The organism is Pseudomonas sp. 10-1B (assembly GCF_000935045.1).
GTDB lineage: Bacteria > Pseudomonadota > Gammaproteobacteria > Pseudomonadales > Pseudomonadaceae > Aquipseudomonas.
Map to the genome: position 1 here is coordinate 40,811 of NZ_JYKS01000026.1, position 16,320 is coordinate 57,130.

The window sequence follows — 16,320 nt, forward strand, 5'->3', positions numbered from 1 at the left end:
CCATCCATTACTATTCGCTCACAACGCCCCAACATCAGGTTCACCGAACATGGCCTTCTCCAGCGACTCCCTGGCAATCTTCCTCGCGGTGCTGGAGGCCGGCTCGTTCTCCGCCGCCGCCCGCAAGCTGGGCCGTGTCCCGTCAGCCGTGAGCATGGCAATCGCCCAGCTGGAGGCCGAACTGGACCTGGTCCTGTTCGACCGGGCCACACGCAAGGCCTTGCCCACCAGCGCCGCCCTGGCGCTGGAGCCCCAGGCCAGGCAGGTGATCTGCCAGCTCAACCTGCTCGACGCCCAGGCCCTGCAACTGCACAAGGGCCTGGAAAAGCGCCTGACCATCGCCATGGCGCCCGAGCTGCAGACCGGCCGCTGGAGCCAGCCACTGGAAATCCTCGCCCAGGACTTCCCCAGCCTGGAAATCGAGGTGCGCTCAGCCACCCAGACCGAAGCCATTCGCCTGCTGCATGACGGCAGCGTGCAACTGGCGCTGGTGTTCGAGCGGCCCGGCATCGATGAGCGCGAGTCATTCCTCGAAGCCGGCAGCCAACTGCTGGTGGCCGTCGCCTCGCCGCGCCATCCAGCCGGGCAGAACAGCGGCACACCGTTGCCCGAAGAGGCCTTCGCCGAACAACGGCAGATCATCGTGGCCTCGGGCAAGGCCACCGGCTCGGACCCGCGCATGGTACTGTCGCGGCGTATCTGGCTGACCGACAGCTATCTGGCCACGCTGGACCTGGTGCAGTCCGGGCTGGGCTGGGCCTACCTGCCGCAGCCGTTGGTCGAACCGCTGATTGCATCGGGCGCGCTGGCCGAGGTGCGCTTCGACAACATGGCCAGCCGCCTGCGCTTGTGGGTGGACATCATCTGGATCAAGTCGCGCCCGTTGGGCCTGGGTGCCAGGCGTTACCTGGAAGCCATGCGCCAGCTGTTCGAGAAGGAGCCACCCAGGGCCTGACATGGCGCGGTCCCTGTGGGAGCCCATCGCCGGCAAGCCAGCTCCCACCTCAACCGCATAGGCCTCAAGCCCTGTGCAGTACCTGTGGGAGCTGGCTTGCCGGCGATGAGGCCAATCCAGGCAATACAAGACAGTTGCTCCCACAGGGACCGCGCAGGGCTCAGGAATTGCGCGACCCTGTGGGAGCTGGCTTGCCGGCGATGAGGCCCGTCCAGGCAATACAAGACAGTTGCTCCCACAGGGACCGCGCAGGGCTCAGGAATTGCGCGCCCCTGTGGGAGCTGGCTTGCCGGCGATGAGGCCAATCCAGGCAATACAAAACGGAAACTTTAGCCGCGGCCGGTACAGGCTATTGCTGAGGCGGCTGCTGCGCAGCGTTGCGGCTCCAGTCCAGCAGCAGGCTGTAACCGACCGCCAGCAAAGTCGGCCCGATGAACAGGCCAATGAAGCCAAAGGCAAGCAAGCCACCGAACACCCCCAGCAACACGATCACCAGCGGCAGGTTACCGCCGCGGCTGATCAGGTAAGGCTTGAGCACGTTGTCCACGCCGCTGATGACGAAGGTGCCCCAGATACCCAGGAACACCGCCATGCCATACTCGCCCTTCCACACCAGCCAAGCGGTGGCCGGGATCCAGGCCAGCGGCGGGCCCATGGGGATCAGGCTGAGCATGAAGGTTACCAGGCCCAGCACGATTGCCCCGGGCACGCCGGCAATCAGGAAGCCGATCAATGCCAGCAAACCCTGTGCGGCCGCCGTGCCGATCACCCCGTTGACCACCCGCTGCACCGTACCGGCGACCAGCTCCAGGTAGTACTCGGCGCGGTCGCCCATCAGCCGGTTCAACAAGCGCAACACGAACGCCGACAAGCGTGGCCCGTCGCGGTAGAAGAAGAACACGAACACCAGGCTCAGGGTCAGTTCCAGCACACCACTGCCAATCTGCGCACTGCGTGCCAGCAACCAGTTGCCCACCTGCCCCAGGTGCGGCTTGATCGAGGCCAGCAAGGCCGCGCCCTGCTGGTCCAACGATTGCCACCAACTGACCAGGCGCTCGCCAACGAACGGAATGCCCCCGAGCCAGGCCGGTGCATCGGGCAGGCCGTCCACCTGCACATCACGCACGAACGCAGTGGCATCGCGAATGTGATCGGCCAGGTTGAACCCCAGCCACACCAACGGCAGGGCCACGATCAGGATCCAGGCCGTAGTCAGCAGGCTGGCCGCCAGCGTTTCACGCCCGCCCAGCACACGTGTCAGCAAACGCATCAACGGCCAGCTGGCAAAGGCCAGGATGGCCCCCCACAACAGCGCCGAAATGAAGGGCGCCATCACCCACAGGCCGGCGCCCAGCAACGCCAGCAGCAGAATCTGGATCAGCAGGCGATCATTGTTGACCATGGTGGTGCTCGTTCAGCGGATCAGTTCAAGGTGCAGGCCATCGGTGGGCGTATTGCCAACCTCAAGGCGGCCGCTACGCACCCCTGCCTTGACCAGCGCCTCGCGCCAGGCTTCGGCCTGGGCCCCACTGAGGCTGGCGCGCAAGGTGCTGTCGAGGTTCAGGCTGCGGGCCAGCAGGTTCACCCAGGTGTCTTGCGGCGCGGCCAGGTCAGGGTAGTCCAGCTTGCCGGTGTCGCGCATTTCGCGCAGCACCGTGGCAGCGGTCGGCAACAGTTCGCCCAGCGGGCTGCCGGCGACGAACTCCTCCACGTGCAGGTAGGCGCGGCGGTTGCCACGGGTGACGCTGTACAGCGCGACCAGGGTGTCGGCCTGCTCCGCCGAGCGGCGCAGCAGGATGAACGCCTGCTGCTCGTCACCACCGTTGAGCCGAGCATTGGCGAATACATCGTTGGCCCACAGGCTGGCCTCACCGCAATCACGGCCCTGACACCAGAACAGTGGGTAGCCACCGTCGCGCTGCAGCGCTTCGCGAGCGCTGGTGAACGCTTCGCGCGCAGTACGTTCGACCGGCAGTTCGTAGGTTACCGAGCTGACCTGGCCGCGGCTTTCGACCTTGTCCTCGACCCGCAAGCGGCCACTGATCCTGCGCAGCGGGCCCAGCGGGTAGACGCGCTCCTGCTCCACGGCCGGGCGCTGCTCGACCACCTTGGCGTCCACCGGAACCGGCAGGCTGCTGGCCCACAACACGGGGCTGGCGAACACCAGGCAGGCGGCGACAGCATTACGAATGGCAACAGGCGCGCTCATTGGCGGCCCAGGCGGCGCCCAGCGCCGAAATGAAGCTCCAGGATGTCTGGCAGTTGCATGGTTGTCTCCCTGTTCAACCTGCCAAGCCTCGACACTTGTCCGGTGCAAGTCAAGCAAAGCCAAAGAAGCGATTGAAACAGTCTGCGACAAGGACCGCTCCCTGCGCATCGTTCAGGTGCAGGTGATGGCCACCGGGCAGCGTCACCTGTTCAAAGGGTAGCTGCTCCAGCAGTTCGGTGTGACGCGCCAGCATGCCATCGGCGGCCACCACCAGACAGGCCGGGCAACTCACCCGGCGCACATGGGCCATGGCCTGGGCCTCGCTCAAGCGCACCGGCGATGGCAGGGTCAGGCGGCTGTCACTGCGCCAGCTGTAGCCACCGGGCACCGGCATCAGGCCACGCTGGGCCAACAATTCGGCTGCCTCGCGGCTGACCGCGACCATGCCTTTCATGCGCGCCTGCACGCCCTGCTCCAGCGTCGTGTACACCGACTTGCGTTTGCCATCCAGGCGCAGCTGGGCCTGCAGCGCCATGCCCAGCCGTTCACCCGCATCCTGCTCGGCACCGGTCGGCGGGATGACGCCATCGATCAATGCCAGATGACTGACTCGCTCCGGCAGCGCCCCTGCCAGTTGCACGGAGATGATCGCCCCCAGCGAATGGCCCAGCAGGGCGAAACGCTGCCAACCCAACTGCTCGGCCACCCGCAGTACATCATGGGCGTAGTCGGCCAGGGCATAGCCCGCACCGAGCGGCCGGTGCTCCGAGTAACCATGCCCGGCCAGGTCCAGGGCGACGATGCGCAGGCCCTTCAGTTGCGGTGCCAGGCGGGCGAAGCTGTTGGCGTTGTCCAGCCAGCCATGCAGGGCGATCACCGGCAGCCCGTCTTCGGGGCCAAACAGGTGCGCGGCTAGTTCGATATGGCCCAGGCTCAGGCGGATTTCCTCGACCTGGGCGCTCATGCCTGGCTCCAGCGGTCGAACAGGCCCTTGATCAGGCTGGCGGTGTCGGCCGGCCGCTCCAATGGGAACATGTGCCCGCCCGGCACACTGTGGTACTCACCCTTGGGCATGCCACGTACAGCCAGGGTGTGGTGGCGACGAATGACGTTGCTACGGTCGCCGCGGACCATGGCCAGCGGGACCTGCAACTGCCGTGCGGGGGCGGGGCTGGTATGCGGGATGCTGCGGTAGATGCTGATTTCAGTAGCCGGGTCGAAGCGCAGCTGCAGGCCCTGCTCCATCGCCTGCAGGCCGTGTTCTACATAAGCGTCGAGGCAGTCGGGGTCGAAATGGCGGAACAGTGACTTGCCAGCGAAATAGTCACGGGCGCTGTCGCGGTCATTGAAGGTTTCACGGCGCCCCAGGGTGCGCCCGGCCGGAGTGATGCGGTCGATGAAGCCAAAGCGCTTGGCAGTGCGCAGCAGCCACTGATCGGCTCGAGTGAGCACTGGCGAATCGAGCATGACCACCCCACGGTAGTACTCGGGGCAGCGCAACGCCGCGTGCAGGTGCAATACCCCTCCCAGCGAATGGCCTACGCCCCAGACCGGCTGCTCCTGCTGCGCCAGGTGATGCAACAGCTCATCGACCAGGCTCTGCCAGTTGTCGTCCACCGGAAAGCGGGGATCATGCGCGTGCTGGGCCAGGTGCTGCACCTGATAGTCAGGCGCCAGTGCGGCGAACAGCTTGCCGTAGGTGGCCGAAGGAAAGCCGTTGGCATGGGCGAAGAAGATCTGCTGCGGCATGGCGCCTGGTCCGGACGAGAGATGATGGCCCATTGTCGGCATCACGCGGCAGTTCGGCAACGTCCGGAAAGGTCATCGGCGAGGGCTATCAGGTCATGCTTGCGGGAGCGGTCTTGCCCACTCCCACAAGTTCCGGGCGCTCAAGCCGGCGAGTCGATCGCCCGCAGGGTCATCAGCCCCGCCAATGGCCAATCCCCTTCCAGCTCTGCCAGGCTGGCAGTGCTCATGGCCGCAGGCTGTTGCTTGTGCCCATGCTCCAGCGCCCCGACCAGGGTCCCCACCAGCGGCTGGTGGCTGACCAGCAGCACATGCTCCAGACCCAGCCGCTCGATTTCGCCGATTACCTGTTGCACATCACTGTCGGGTGTCAGCCAGGGCACGGTACGCACCGGCTCGGCGAAGCCCAGGGTGTCATGCACCAGGGCCGCCGTTTGCTGGGCGCGCACGTAGGGGCTGGCGATGATCGCCTGCAACGGCTGCCCGAGCAGGCGGGCGGCACTGTGCAGCACCTGCTCGCGGCCATGGGCGGTAAGCCGGCGCTCGGCATCGCTGTTGGCTCGCGGCTCCGCTTCGCCGTGGCGCAGCACCCACAGCTTCACAGCTTGGGTTCCTCGTCACGCACCGGGTGCGGTGCTGGGGCCACGGCGTGCGGCGCTTCGCCCTCTGGCGCACGCGGTGCCGGCCAGTCGGCGAACGGCCACGGCTTCTGGTCGCTGTGGAAGCTGCCGAAGCGGCCAATCTGCGCCAGGTACTGGCTCAGGCTGTCGCCGAAGTTCATCAGGCTGGCGCTGGGGGCACCGTACACCAGGCGGTAGACCAGTTGCACCAGCACCAGGCCGCCGAGCAGCAGCTCGGCCAGTTGCCAGACCACCAGGAACACCAGCATCCACAGCACCCGCAAGATGATCGACTCGCGCTGGGCGCGTTCCGGGGTATCGTTCATGTTTCGCTCCTTGCTCTGCTCGGCTCAGTTGAAGCCGCTGATGGAAATGAAATCGACATCGGTCTTGGGCTCGGCGCGCATCAGGTGCTCGATCACCTGGTTCAGCGTGCGGCCTTCGAACAGGATGGCATGCAGGCCCGCCACCAGTGGCATGTACACCTGCACTTGCTGGGCCTTGGCCTTGAGTACCTTGAGCGTGTTGACGCCTTCGGCCACTTCGCCCAGGCGGTTGACCGCCTGCTCCAGGCTCAGGCCCTGGCCCAGCGCGTAGCCAACCTGGTAGTTGCGGCTCTTGGGCGAAGAGCAGGTGACGATCAGGTCACCGACACCGGCCAGGCCAAGGAAGGTCATGGGGTTGGCGCCTTGGCTGACAGCGAAGCGGGTCATTTCGGCCAGGGCACGGGTAATCAGCATGCTCTTGGTGTTCTCGCCCATTCCCAAGGCCACGGCCATGCCGGCGATGATGGCGTAGACGTTCTTCAGCGCCCCGCCCAGCTCGACGCCAAAGCGGTCGGCACTGGCGTAGACACGGAAGGTGCGCCCGTGCAGCACCTTTTGCACCTGCTGGCACAGTTTTTCGTCCTCGCTGGCGACCACCGTGGCGGTCAGCGCGTGCTCGGCGATCTCGCGGGCCAGGTTGGGGCCCGACAGTACGCCGATGCGGGCCTCAGGGGCGATTTCTTCGAGGATCTGGCTCATCAGCTTGAAGCTTTGCGCCTCGATGCCCTTGGTCAGGCTGACCAGGCCCTTGCCGCGCAGCAGCTCGGCATGGGGGGCCAGCACGCTGCGCAAGGCACTCGAAGGCAGGGCGACGAAAATCAGCCCGGCGGCCTGCAGGGTGGCCAGCAGGTCGTTGACCGGCTCGACACTCTCGTGCAGGCGGATGCCCTTGAGGTAGCGTGGATTCTCGCGATTGATGCGCATGGCCTCGGCCTGCGCCGGGTCGCGCATCCATTGACGCACCGGCACGCCGTTTTCCGCCAGCAGGTTCGCCACGGCGGTGCCGAAGCTGCCGCCTCCCAGAACTGCAACAGGTTGCTGTTCAGTCATATCCAATCCGTTAAAGCCATAAGTTAAGTGGCGACCCAGCCATTATACGGCTCGTCTGCGACAGAACCAGTCTCAATACCGGCCCTTTCGCGGGCGAGCCCGCTCCCACAGGTGCTGTGCAGGTTTCAAACTCACGCCATACCTGTGGGAGCGGCTTTAGCCGCGAAAGGGCCGGCACAGGTCATGCAGATCACTGGCAAAACCCCCAAGGTCAGTTACCATGCCTGTTTCAACCCTGATACAAGGCCGCTCTGTGTTCCCTGGCACGCCCCCGTACCCGCGTCTGCTCATCCTGACCGCCCTGCTCGGTGGCCCAGCCATGGCCGACGATCTGTTCATCGACAACGCCGACCTGCCACAGGTTCTGACCGCCACGCGCCTGAAACAATCCCCGGCCGCGGTCCCGGGCAGCATGACCGTGCTCGACAGCGAACTGATCCGCGCCAGCGGTGCCCGTGACATCCCCGAGCTGCTGCGCCTGGTGCCCGGCATGATGATCGGCTACAGCGCCGGCAACCAGCCGACGGTCAACTACCACGGCAGCAACGTCAACGATGCACGCCGCATGCAGGTGCTGATCGATGGCCGCTCGGTGTACCGTGCCGGCCTGGCCACGGTGGACTGGAGCGACATCCCCCTGGCCATGGAAGACATCGAGCGCATCGAGGTGTTCCGCGGCCCCAACACAGTTAGCTATGGCGCCAACGCGCTGATGGCGGTGGTCAACATTCTTACCCGTAACCCCGCCGACAGCCATGGCACACGGCTGAAGGTGACCCGCGGCCAGGATGGCATCAACGACTTCTATGCCAGCCACGGCTTCGGCTGGGACGGCGGTGACATGCGCCTGTCGCTGTCAGGCCAGCAGGACGATGGCTTCGACGAGAACCAGTTCGGCCAGGACTACCGCGACAGCCGCCGCCTGACCCGCTTCAACCTCAGTGCCAGCCACAACCTGGCGGTCGACCAGACCCTGGAATGGCAACTGGCGGCAAAGGAGGGCAGCAACCAGCGGCCCTACACCTACCAGCCGGTGTTCCAGAAGTACGAGGCCGGGGACAATGCCGACGTCAATGCCAAGGACTATGCGGGCTCGTTGCGCTGGACCAAAGACTTCAGCTCTGAGCACAGCCTTTATATCCAAGGCTCAGCCCAGCATTTTGATCGCCAACAAGTATGGCGCGCCTGTGATGCCTTGCAGTCGTTCAGCCCCGAAATGACCCAGCTCTGGCAAATGGACCCCGATTTCGCCGAAAAAGTGGCGCGCGGCATTGCGACTGGCGCCCCCCTTTCCACCGACGACCCCGCGCTGAAAGGGCTTCTGCAGACAGTGCAGCAGCAATGGGAGAATGGTGGAAAGGAGCAGGTCTGCGGCGATGTCGACCAGAGCACCCGCGAAACCCGCTACGACCTGGAAATCCAGGACACCCTGAGCCTGACCGACAACCTGCGCCTGCTCAGCGGCATGAACTACCGCTATGATCGTGCCGACTCGCAGACCTACTTCAATGGCAGCCTCGACGACCAGACCTGGCGCCTGTTCGGCCAGCTGGAATGGCGAGCTGACGAGCACTGGATCCTGCAGGGCGGCGCCATGTTCGAGGACTCACGCCTGTCCGGCAGCTCGCTGACCCCGCGCGTGGCGGTCAACTACCTGATCACCCCGCGCCACGGCCTGCGCGCAGTGTATTCCGAGGCGGTGCGCTCGCCGGACATGTTCGAGAACAACGTCAACTGGAGCTACACGGTCAAGAACCTGACCCCTAATGCCTTCGGGCTGCAAAACGGCGAGTACTTCGTCAAGACCCGCGGCCCGGGCGACCTCGACCAGGAGCGCATGCGCTCACGCGAGCTGGGCTACAACGGTTACTTCAGCGACATCGACCTGAGCATGGATGTGAAGCTGTTCTACGACGAGATCACCGGAATGATCAGCGAGCCCCTGAGGAACAACCAGTACATCGCCAGCAACGCCAACAAGGCCCGGTTCAGCGGCAGCGAAACGCAACTGGACTGGCGCCCTACCCTGCGCGACCGCCTGCGCCTGACCTACGCCTATGTCGATGCCTGGGCCAGCAACCCCAACGACCGCCGTCTCAGCGCCCGCAACAGCGGCTCGGTCGGGTGGATGCGTGAATGGGGCGATGGCTGGTCCAGCGCGCTGTTCTACTATGGCGACGATGCGCTCAACCAGTATCGCTACGAGCGGCTGGACCTGCGTGTGGCCAAGCGTTTCCGGGTGTACGGCAGCAACCTGGAACTGGCGACCCTGTGGCAGCAGCGCCTGGACGATGAGCCGACCACCGCGCTGCAGAACCGCTACGACAGCCGTCACCGCCTCAGCGTCAGCGCGGAGCTGGAGTTCTGATGGCCCTGCTGCTGCGCCTGTTGCTGCTGTGCCTGTGGCCATTGGGGCCATTGTCCGCCAGCGAGATCCTGCTGGTGGGCGCTGAAGACCAGCCCGGCATCCGCAGTTTCGTCGCTGCGCTCGAAAGCCGTCGGCCGCACGATCATGTGCATTTCCAGAGCACCGCCGACCTGCCGCACCCTGGCAAGCTCAAGGCCGACCAGCGCCTGGTGCTGCTGGACAACGCCGCGCTGGAATGGCGCCTGGGTGAAAACGCCGGCCCGCCAGCCCTGGCCCTGCGGGTCAGCCGTGTACAGGCTGAACAGCGCCTGGGAAAGTCGCGCCCCGCGTTCCTCACCCTGCTGTGGAGCGACCCGCCACTGGGCCGGCAACTGCGCCTGGCGCGCTACCTGCTGCCGCAGGCCCAGCGCATCGGTGTGCTATACGGTGAACACAGCGGCTTTCTGCTCGACGAGCTGCGCCATGCCGCCCACCCGCTGGGCCTGGAGATCATTGCCCAGGACTGGCCCGACCCGCGTGACAGCCGGCCTCTGCAGCACCTGCTGAGCAACAGTGATGTCCTGCTGGGCCTGGACGACCCCGCCCTGTACAACTCCAAGACCGCGAAGAATCTGCTGTTGAGCAGCTATGGCCGGCAGATGGCGCTGATCGGCCCGAACGCCGGCTTTGTCCGCGCCGGTGCCTTGGCCAGCACCTTCAGCGACCAGGACGACTGGCTGGCGGTGCTCGACCATTTGCTCGACCAGCCACCCGCGCGCTGGCCGCGCAGCCTCTATCCGGCACGCTACGGCGTCAGTGGCAACCAGCAGGTGGCACGCGCCCTGGGCCTTGAACCGATCGATCCGAACGCCGCCGCCAAGGTCCTGGCCGAAGGAGAACCCACCCCATGAGCAAGCGCCTGAGCTGGGACATCCATACCCGCACCCAGATCATCAGCCTCGGCCCCGCCCTGCTACTGACCTTGCTGCTGATCAGCTTTTTCACCTTCGTGCGTATCCAGGACCTGCGCCAGGAGCTCAACCATACCGGGCAACTGATTGCCAACCAGTTGGCGCCGGCCTCGGAATACGGGGTGATCTCGGGCAACAACGAGGTGCTCGAAGGCCTCATGCGTGCCACCCTCAGCATCCCGCACGTGCGCTTCCTGGAGGTGCAGGACAGCCGCAACCACATCCTGGTGTACGTCGAGCAGTCTGACGAAAGCGCCAACCGCGCGCAGCAGGTCGAAGTATTCCAGGCGCCCATCCGCCTGCAGCAAATCCGCCTGGACAGCGACTTCCTGCAACAGGGCAAAGCCACCACCCCGGCCATCGGCGACGACTACCTGGGCCGGGTGATCGTCGGCATGTCCGATGACGCCTTCAGCCAGCGCCAACAGGAAATCGTGATCAAGGCCGGCATCCTGGCGCTGTTCGCCCTGCTGTTCACCTTTTTGCTGGCACGCCGCCTGGCCCTGAGCCTGGCCAAGCCGATCAGCGACATGGGCCATGCGGTCAAGGCCATTCAGCAGGGCGAGTACAACACCCCGCTGCCGGTGGTCGATGACAGCGAGCTGGGCCACTTGGCTCGCCACATCAACAACCTCGCCCACGCCCTGGAACAGGCCAGTGACGAACAGAAGCACGCCATTGCCGAGCTGATCCAGGCCCGCGAGGAGGCTGAACAGGCCAACCGCGCCAAATCAGACTTCCTGGCGATGATGAGCCACGAGCTGCGCACGCCGATGAATGGCGTGCTGGGCATGCTGCAACTGCTGGAAACCACGCAACTGAGCAACGAGCAGGCCGACTACACCGCCGTGGCCAGCGAATCCACCGGGCATCTGCTCAAGGTCATCAACGACATCCTCGACTTCTCGCGCATCGAGCGCGCCGCGCTGCAACTGGAACACATCGATTTCAACCTGGCCGAGCTGGTTACCAGCAGCGTCCAGTCATTCCAGCACAGCGCCCAGCAGCGTGGCCTGCACCTGCAACTGCAATTGCCAGACGGCATCGAGCAATTACAGGTGAACGGCGACCCCACACGCATCCGCCAGATCTTGCTGAACCTGATCGGCAACGCGCTGAAGTTCACCGAGCGCGGCCAGGTACAGGTCGAGGCCCGCTGGCAGGTGCTCGACCGCCAGTCGATCTGGTTGACCTGCAGCGTGCGCGACACCGGTATCGGCATCGACAGCGACCGCCTGGAAATGATGTTCGTCGCCTTCCAGCAGGCCGACAGCTCGATTTCCCGCCGTTATGGCGGCACCGGGCTGGGGCTGTCGATCGCCCGCACCCTGGCCGAACGCATGGGCGGCAAGCTGCGCGGCGAAAGCCGTGAAGGCCTGGGCTCGACCTTTACCCTGGAAATGCCCCTGGCCCTGGCCAGCCCTCCCCCGGCCCCGCTGCTGCTCCCGGAGGATGCGCAACCGTCGATGCCCGACAATGACCAGGTGCTGCTGGTAGAGGACAATCCGGTCAACCAGAGTGTCATCGAGGCCATGCTGCGCAGCCTGGGGCTGGCGGTATGCACCGCCGACGATGGCCTCGAGGCGGTCGCTCTGGTCAGCCGGCAACGCTTTGCCGCCGTGCTGATGGACTGCCGCCTGCCGCACCTGGATGGCTATGAAGCCACCCGGCGCATCCGTCAACTGCCCAACGGTGCCCGCCTACCGATCATCGCCTTGACCGCCAACGCGTTGCAGGGCGACCGTGAGCGTTGCATGGCAGCCGGCATGGACGACTACCTGAGCAAACCCCTGCGCCGCACCGAACTGCAGCGCGTACTGCAACGCTGGCTACCCGGTCAGACAACCGCGACTGGCGATAAATGCTAAAGTGCGGCAGTCTTAAGGACTGGACAGGACCCTTTCCGGACCTGAAAATAGACATTTCAGTGCACACCTGTACTTCTTTCACCAGGTGCGCTGTGACTTTCACCACAACGCAATAGTCTACCTGTAGGCTGCCGCCCCGAACGCGATGCGTATCGGGCCGGCCGGGAAGATTCATCCCCTGCCGCAGGGGGTTATTGAGGAGCTCGCATGACCAAACAACACGCCTTTACTCGGGAAGACCTGCTGCGCTGCAGTCGCGGTGAGCTGTTCGGCCCAGGTAATGCGCAACTGCCCGCGCCGAACATGCTGATGGTCGATCGCATCACCCATATCAGCGAAGAAGGCGGCAAGTACGGCAAAGGTGAATTGGTCGCCGAGCTGGATATCAATCCGGACCTGTGGTTCTTCGCCTGCCACTTCGAAGGCGACCCGGTGATGCCGGGCTGCCTGGGCCTGGATGCCATGTGGCAGCTGGTCGGTTTCTTCCTCGGCTGGCAAGGTCTGCCTGGCCGCGGCCGTGCCCTGGGTTCGGGCGAAGTGAAATTCTTCGGTCAGGTACTGCCTGCGGCCAAGAAAGTCACCTACAACATTCACATCAAGCGCGTCCTGAAGGGCAAGCTGAACATGGCCATCGCCGATGGCTCGGTCAGCGTCGACGGCCGCGAGATCTACACTGCCGAAGGCCTGCGGGTCGGCGTGTTCACCTCCACTGACAATTTCTAAGGGTTATTCGCATGCGCCGCGTCGTTATCACTGGTCTGGGCATCGTATCGTGCCTGGGCAATGACAAAGCTACCGTCACCGAAAACCTGCGCAACAGCCGTCCGGGTATCCGTTACAACCCGGAATACAAGGAAATGGGGCTGCGTAGCCAGGTTTCCGGGTCCATCGACCTCAACCTCGAAGAACTGATCGACCGCAAGGTCTACCGCTTCGTCGGCCACGCCGCGGCCTACGCCTACCTGGCGATGCAGGACGCGATCAAGGATGCCGGCCTGACCGAAGAGCAGGTTTCCAACCCGCGTACCGGCTTGGTGGCTGGCTCTGGCGGCGCCTCGACCTTGAACCAGATGGAAGCACTGGACACCCTGCGCGAGAAAGGCGTCAAGCGCGTCGGCCCATACCGCGTCACCCGCACCATGGGCAGCACCGTTTCGGCGTGCCTGGCCACTCCGTTCAAGATCAAGGGCATCAACTACTCGATCTCGTCGGCCTGCGCTACTTCGGCACACTGCATCGGCACCGCGCTGGAGCAGATCCAGTGGGGCAAGCAGGACATCGTCTTCGCCGGTGGCGGTGAAGAAGAGCACTGGAGCCAGTCGTTCCTGTTCGATGCCATGGGCGCCCTGTCGACCAAGCGCAACGACACCCCGGAACAGGCCTCGCGCGCCTACGATGCCGACCGTGATGGCTTCGTCATCGCTGGCGGTGGCGGCATGGTCGTGGTCGAGGAGCTGGAGCACGCCCTGGCGCGTGGCGCCAAGATCTACGCCGAAATCGTCGGCTACGGCGCGACTTCCGACGGCTACGACATGGTTGCCCCGAGCGGCGAAGGTGCCATCCGCTGCATGCAGCAGGCACTGTCCACCGTCGACACCCCGATCGATTACCTGAACACCCACGGCACCTCGACTCCGGTCGGTGACGTTGCCGAGATCAAGGGCGTTCGCGCAGTGTTTGGCGACAAGGCACCGAAGATCAGCTCGACCAAGAGCCTGTCGGGCCACTCGCTGGGCGCCGCTGGCGTGCACGAGGCGATCTACTGCCTGCTGATGATGGAAAACAACTTCATCGCCGGCTCCGCCAACATCGACGAGCTGGACCCGGAGGTCGCCGACCTGCCGATCCTGAGCAAAACCGAAGAAAACGCCAAGATCGACACGGTCATGAGCAACAGCTTCGGCTTCGGCGGCACCAACGCTACCTTGGTGCTCAAGCGCTGGGAAGGCAAGTAAGACGCTGCTGCGGTAAACGAAACGCCCCGACTGGTTCGGGGCGTTTTCATTTGTGTTGCCTGTGCTGGCCTCTTCGCGGGTAAACCCGCTCCTACACAGGCCATTTTCGGTGTTCATGGCCATTGTAGGAGCGGGTTTACCCGCGAAGAGGCCGGCACAGGCTATTGGCGCGCCTTGGGCAACACCGCCAGAAAATTTTCCAGGGCCACCTTGCGTGCCACTGCTTCAGGCAAGGCATCCAGAAACGGCCTGAACCCGTGCATCTGCTCCCCCAGGCTGCCAAACCGACCAACCACATCCGACCCCAGCATGAACCGCTCCGGGTGTTTCTCGACCAGCGCCAGCCATTCCTTGCGTGGCTCGCCCTTGCCGTCCAGCAAATAGGGCTGCAGCACGCTCCACGACAGGTCGACATACAGGTTCGGGTAATCCTCCAGCAACCGCGTCAACACCGGCAACAGAAAGTCCATCTGCGTCTGGTGTCGGTGAATTTCCATGCTGCTGCCGGCGTGTGCCCAGATGAACCGCGTGTGTGGGTGGTTGCGCAGCGGCTCTTCGATCTCCGCCAGGTACAGCGGGTTGCGCTCGCGCTTGGAAGTGATGTTGGAGTGCAGCAGCACCGGCAGGTCGCGCTCGGCCGCCAGGTGGTAGATGCGCGTCATGGCTTCGTTGTTGGCACGCGGCGTATCACCGCTGGTAAGCGCCGTCAGGTCATCATGGCGGGTGAACACCTCGCCTATGCCTTGCCACAGCCCCGGGTACAGGTCGAGCATGCGCTCGATATGGCTGACAGCGTTCTTGTCCACCGGGTTGAAGCCGGTCAGGAACGGATGAAAGCGTTTACGCTGTTCGTCCGGCAATTGCTGCAGCGCCGCGGCCACGTAGGTATCGGTGGCGCTGTACCAATAGGCATCGGCGTCGTCACCAGCGTAATAGCGCGGGCGCTTGGGCTCGTCTTCATGCCATTTCTTGGCCACCGGTATGCCGGAGATCATCGACTGCTCGATGCCTGCGGCATCCATGGCCTTGATCAGCGCCGGCATGCCTTCGCTTTCCTGGAAGAAGTCGACGTAGTGCAGATGGGCATCACTGTAGCGATACTCGCGCGCCTGTGCCGCTTGGCACAGCCAACCCGATAGCAGTACGCAGGCCAGCGCTCTGGCGATCATGGGCAGCTTTCCTCTCCAAGTACGAACAGAGTAGACCGCCCGGCAAACGAGACGGTTCAGCCGGGGCGGGCAAACCGCTATGCTTGAGGCATTTCCACCTCGTCTGGAGCCCTCCCCATGAGCAGCCCTCTGGTCATCCACCCACGCGCCGAATCGGTCGAGGGCCAGCCGATCCTGCGCCCGCTGCCATCGGCCCAGTGCCGCAGCGTCGGCCCGTTCGTGTTCTTCGACCATATGCTCGAAACCGACTATGCCCCGGGCCATGGCATGGATATCCGCCAGCACCCGCATATCGGCTTGTCGACCCTGACCTACCTGTTCGAAGGGGCGATCCTGCACAAGGACAGCCTTGGCTCGCAGCAGCGGGTACTGCCGGGGGACGTCAGCTGGATGACCGCGGGCAGTGGCGTGGCCCATGTCGAACGCACGCCAGAAGATGCTCTGGCCCATGGCTCGCGCCTGCATGGCCTGCAGGTGTGGCTGGCGTCGCCGCGCGAGCATGAGCAAGGCCCGGCGAGCTACAGCCACCACCCGGCGGCGAGCCTGCCGGTCAGTGACAGCCTGGGGGTGCGCATCTGCATGATCGCTGGCAGCGGTTTCTGCCTGGAGTCGCCGGTGCCGGTGCTGTCCCCTACCCTGTATGCGCATGTGCGGATGCAGCCTGCGACCACCTTGCTGGTGCCGACAGAGCATGCGCAGCGGGCGCTGTATCTGCTCGATGGTGAGCTGATGATGAATGATGAGGACGTGGAGCCGTGCAGTTTGGTAGTGCTGCCAGAAGGCGAAGAGGTGACGCTGTACGCCGAAGGTGAGTGCCAGCTGGTATTGATTGGCGGCGCACCGCTGGATGGACCGCGGCGGATGAACTGGAACTTCGTGGCCAGTGATCCGGAGCTTATAGAGCAAGCTCGGGCGAAGTGGGCTGCAGCGGATTGGCCGGTGGTGCCGGGGGAAACCTCGAGGATCGAGTTGCCTAGGTGATTCTGGGGCTGCTTTGCAGCCCATCGCCGGCAAGCCAGCTCCCACCTCGACCACATCGATCTCAAGCCCTGTGCAGTACCTGTGGGAGCTGGCTTGCCGGCGATGAGGCCAGCCCAGGCAATA

15 protein-coding genes are annotated in these 16,320 nt (G+C 64.6%); 7 read left to right on the top strand and 8 right to left on the bottom strand.

The window, feature by feature from the left end:
* The first annotated feature begins 49 nt into the window (after positions 1-49).
* Positions 50-955, top strand: a complete 906-nt coding sequence (locus tag TZ03_RS16040; protein ID WP_051098980.1) for a LysR family transcriptional regulator — start codon at positions 50-52, stop codon at positions 953-955.
* Positions 956-1,304: 349 nt separating this feature from the next.
* Here TZ03_RS16040 and TZ03_RS16045 read toward each other — a convergent pair whose 3' ends face one another.
* The 7 genes from TZ03_RS16045 to TZ03_RS16075 form a co-directional block, all read right to left on the bottom strand.
* On the bottom strand, positions 1,305-2,357 hold the full coding sequence (locus TZ03_RS16045) for an AI-2E family transporter (protein WP_051098981.1): 1,053 nt from the start codon (positions 2,355-2,357) through the stop codon (positions 1,305-1,307).
* A gap of 12 nt (positions 2,358-2,369) precedes the next feature.
* A complete protein-coding gene (locus TZ03_RS16050) occupies positions 2,370-3,164 on the bottom strand; it encodes a DUF4892 domain-containing protein (protein WP_051098982.1) in 795 nt (264 codons plus the stop codon).
* Positions 3,165-3,273: 109 nt separating this feature from the next.
* Entirely contained in the window at positions 3,274-4,128 is an 855-nt protein-coding gene (locus TZ03_RS16055; protein WP_051098983.1) for an alpha/beta hydrolase, read from the bottom strand.
* On the bottom strand, positions 4,125-4,913 hold the full coding sequence (locus tag TZ03_RS16060; RefSeq protein WP_051098984.1) for an alpha/beta fold hydrolase: 789 nt from the start codon (positions 4,911-4,913) through the stop codon (positions 4,125-4,127). Before TZ03_RS16060 ends, TZ03_RS16055 begins: the two co-directional genes overlap by 4 nt.
* Before the next feature lie 140 nt (positions 4,914-5,053).
* On the bottom strand, positions 5,054-5,512 hold the full coding sequence (gene sixA, locus TZ03_RS16065) for a phosphohistidine phosphatase SixA (protein ID WP_051098985.1): 459 nt from the start codon (positions 5,510-5,512) through the stop codon (positions 5,054-5,056).
* Positions 5,509-5,856, bottom strand: coding sequence for a DUF4389 domain-containing protein (locus TZ03_RS16070; RefSeq protein WP_051098986.1), 348 nt, complete (start codon positions 5,854-5,856; stop codon positions 5,509-5,511). The genes sixA and TZ03_RS16070 overlap by 4 nt, the downstream gene beginning before the upstream one ends.
* 24 nt (positions 5,857-5,880) lie before the next feature.
* Complete coding sequence (locus tag TZ03_RS16075) at positions 5,881-6,906, bottom strand: NAD(P)H-dependent glycerol-3-phosphate dehydrogenase (protein WP_051098987.1); 1,026 nt, start codon at positions 6,904-6,906, stop codon at positions 5,881-5,883.
* Between the two features lie 220 nt (positions 6,907-7,126).
* On the opposite strand from TZ03_RS16075, the gene TZ03_RS16080 reads away from it, so the two are divergent.
* The 5 genes from TZ03_RS16080 (at position 7,127) to fabB (ending at position 14,047) form a co-directional block, all read left to right on the top strand.
* On the top strand, positions 7,127-9,274 hold the full coding sequence (locus tag TZ03_RS16080; RefSeq protein ID WP_177328475.1) for a TonB-dependent receptor plug domain-containing protein: 2,148 nt from the start codon (positions 7,127-7,129) through the stop codon (positions 9,272-9,274).
* A complete protein-coding gene (locus TZ03_RS16085) occupies positions 9,274-10,164 on the top strand; it encodes an ABC transporter substrate-binding protein (RefSeq protein ID WP_051098989.1) in 891 nt (296 codons plus the stop codon). Before TZ03_RS16080 ends, TZ03_RS16085 begins: the two co-directional genes overlap by 1 nt.
* Positions 10,161-12,092 (top strand): ATP-binding protein, encoded by a 1,932-nt coding sequence (locus tag TZ03_RS16090; RefSeq protein ID WP_051098990.1) that lies wholly within the window; start codon positions 10,161-10,163, stop codon positions 12,090-12,092. The genes TZ03_RS16085 and TZ03_RS16090 overlap by 4 nt, the downstream gene beginning before the upstream one ends.
* 207 nt (positions 12,093-12,299) lie before the next feature.
* Positions 12,300-12,815: a 3-hydroxyacyl-[acyl-carrier-protein] dehydratase FabA gene (fabA, locus tag TZ03_RS16095; RefSeq protein ID WP_051098991.1), complete on the top strand. Its 516-nt coding sequence runs from the start codon at positions 12,300-12,302 to the stop codon at positions 12,813-12,815.
* 11 nt (positions 12,816-12,826) lie between these two features.
* A complete protein-coding gene (gene fabB, locus TZ03_RS16100; protein WP_051098992.1) occupies positions 12,827-14,047 on the top strand; it encodes a beta-ketoacyl-ACP synthase I in 1,221 nt (406 codons plus the stop codon).
* Positions 14,048-14,208: 161 nt separating this feature from the next.
* Here fabB and TZ03_RS16105 read toward each other — a convergent pair whose 3' ends face one another.
* Entirely contained in the window at positions 14,209-15,216 is a 1,008-nt protein-coding gene (locus TZ03_RS16105) for an amidohydrolase family protein (protein WP_051098993.1), read from the bottom strand.
* Between the two features lie 117 nt (positions 15,217-15,333).
* On the opposite strand from TZ03_RS16105, the gene TZ03_RS16110 reads away from it, so the two are divergent.
* A complete protein-coding gene (locus tag TZ03_RS16110; protein WP_051098994.1) occupies positions 15,334-16,197 on the top strand; it encodes a pirin family protein in 864 nt (287 codons plus the stop codon).
* Positions 16,198-16,320: the final 123 nt, after the last annotated feature.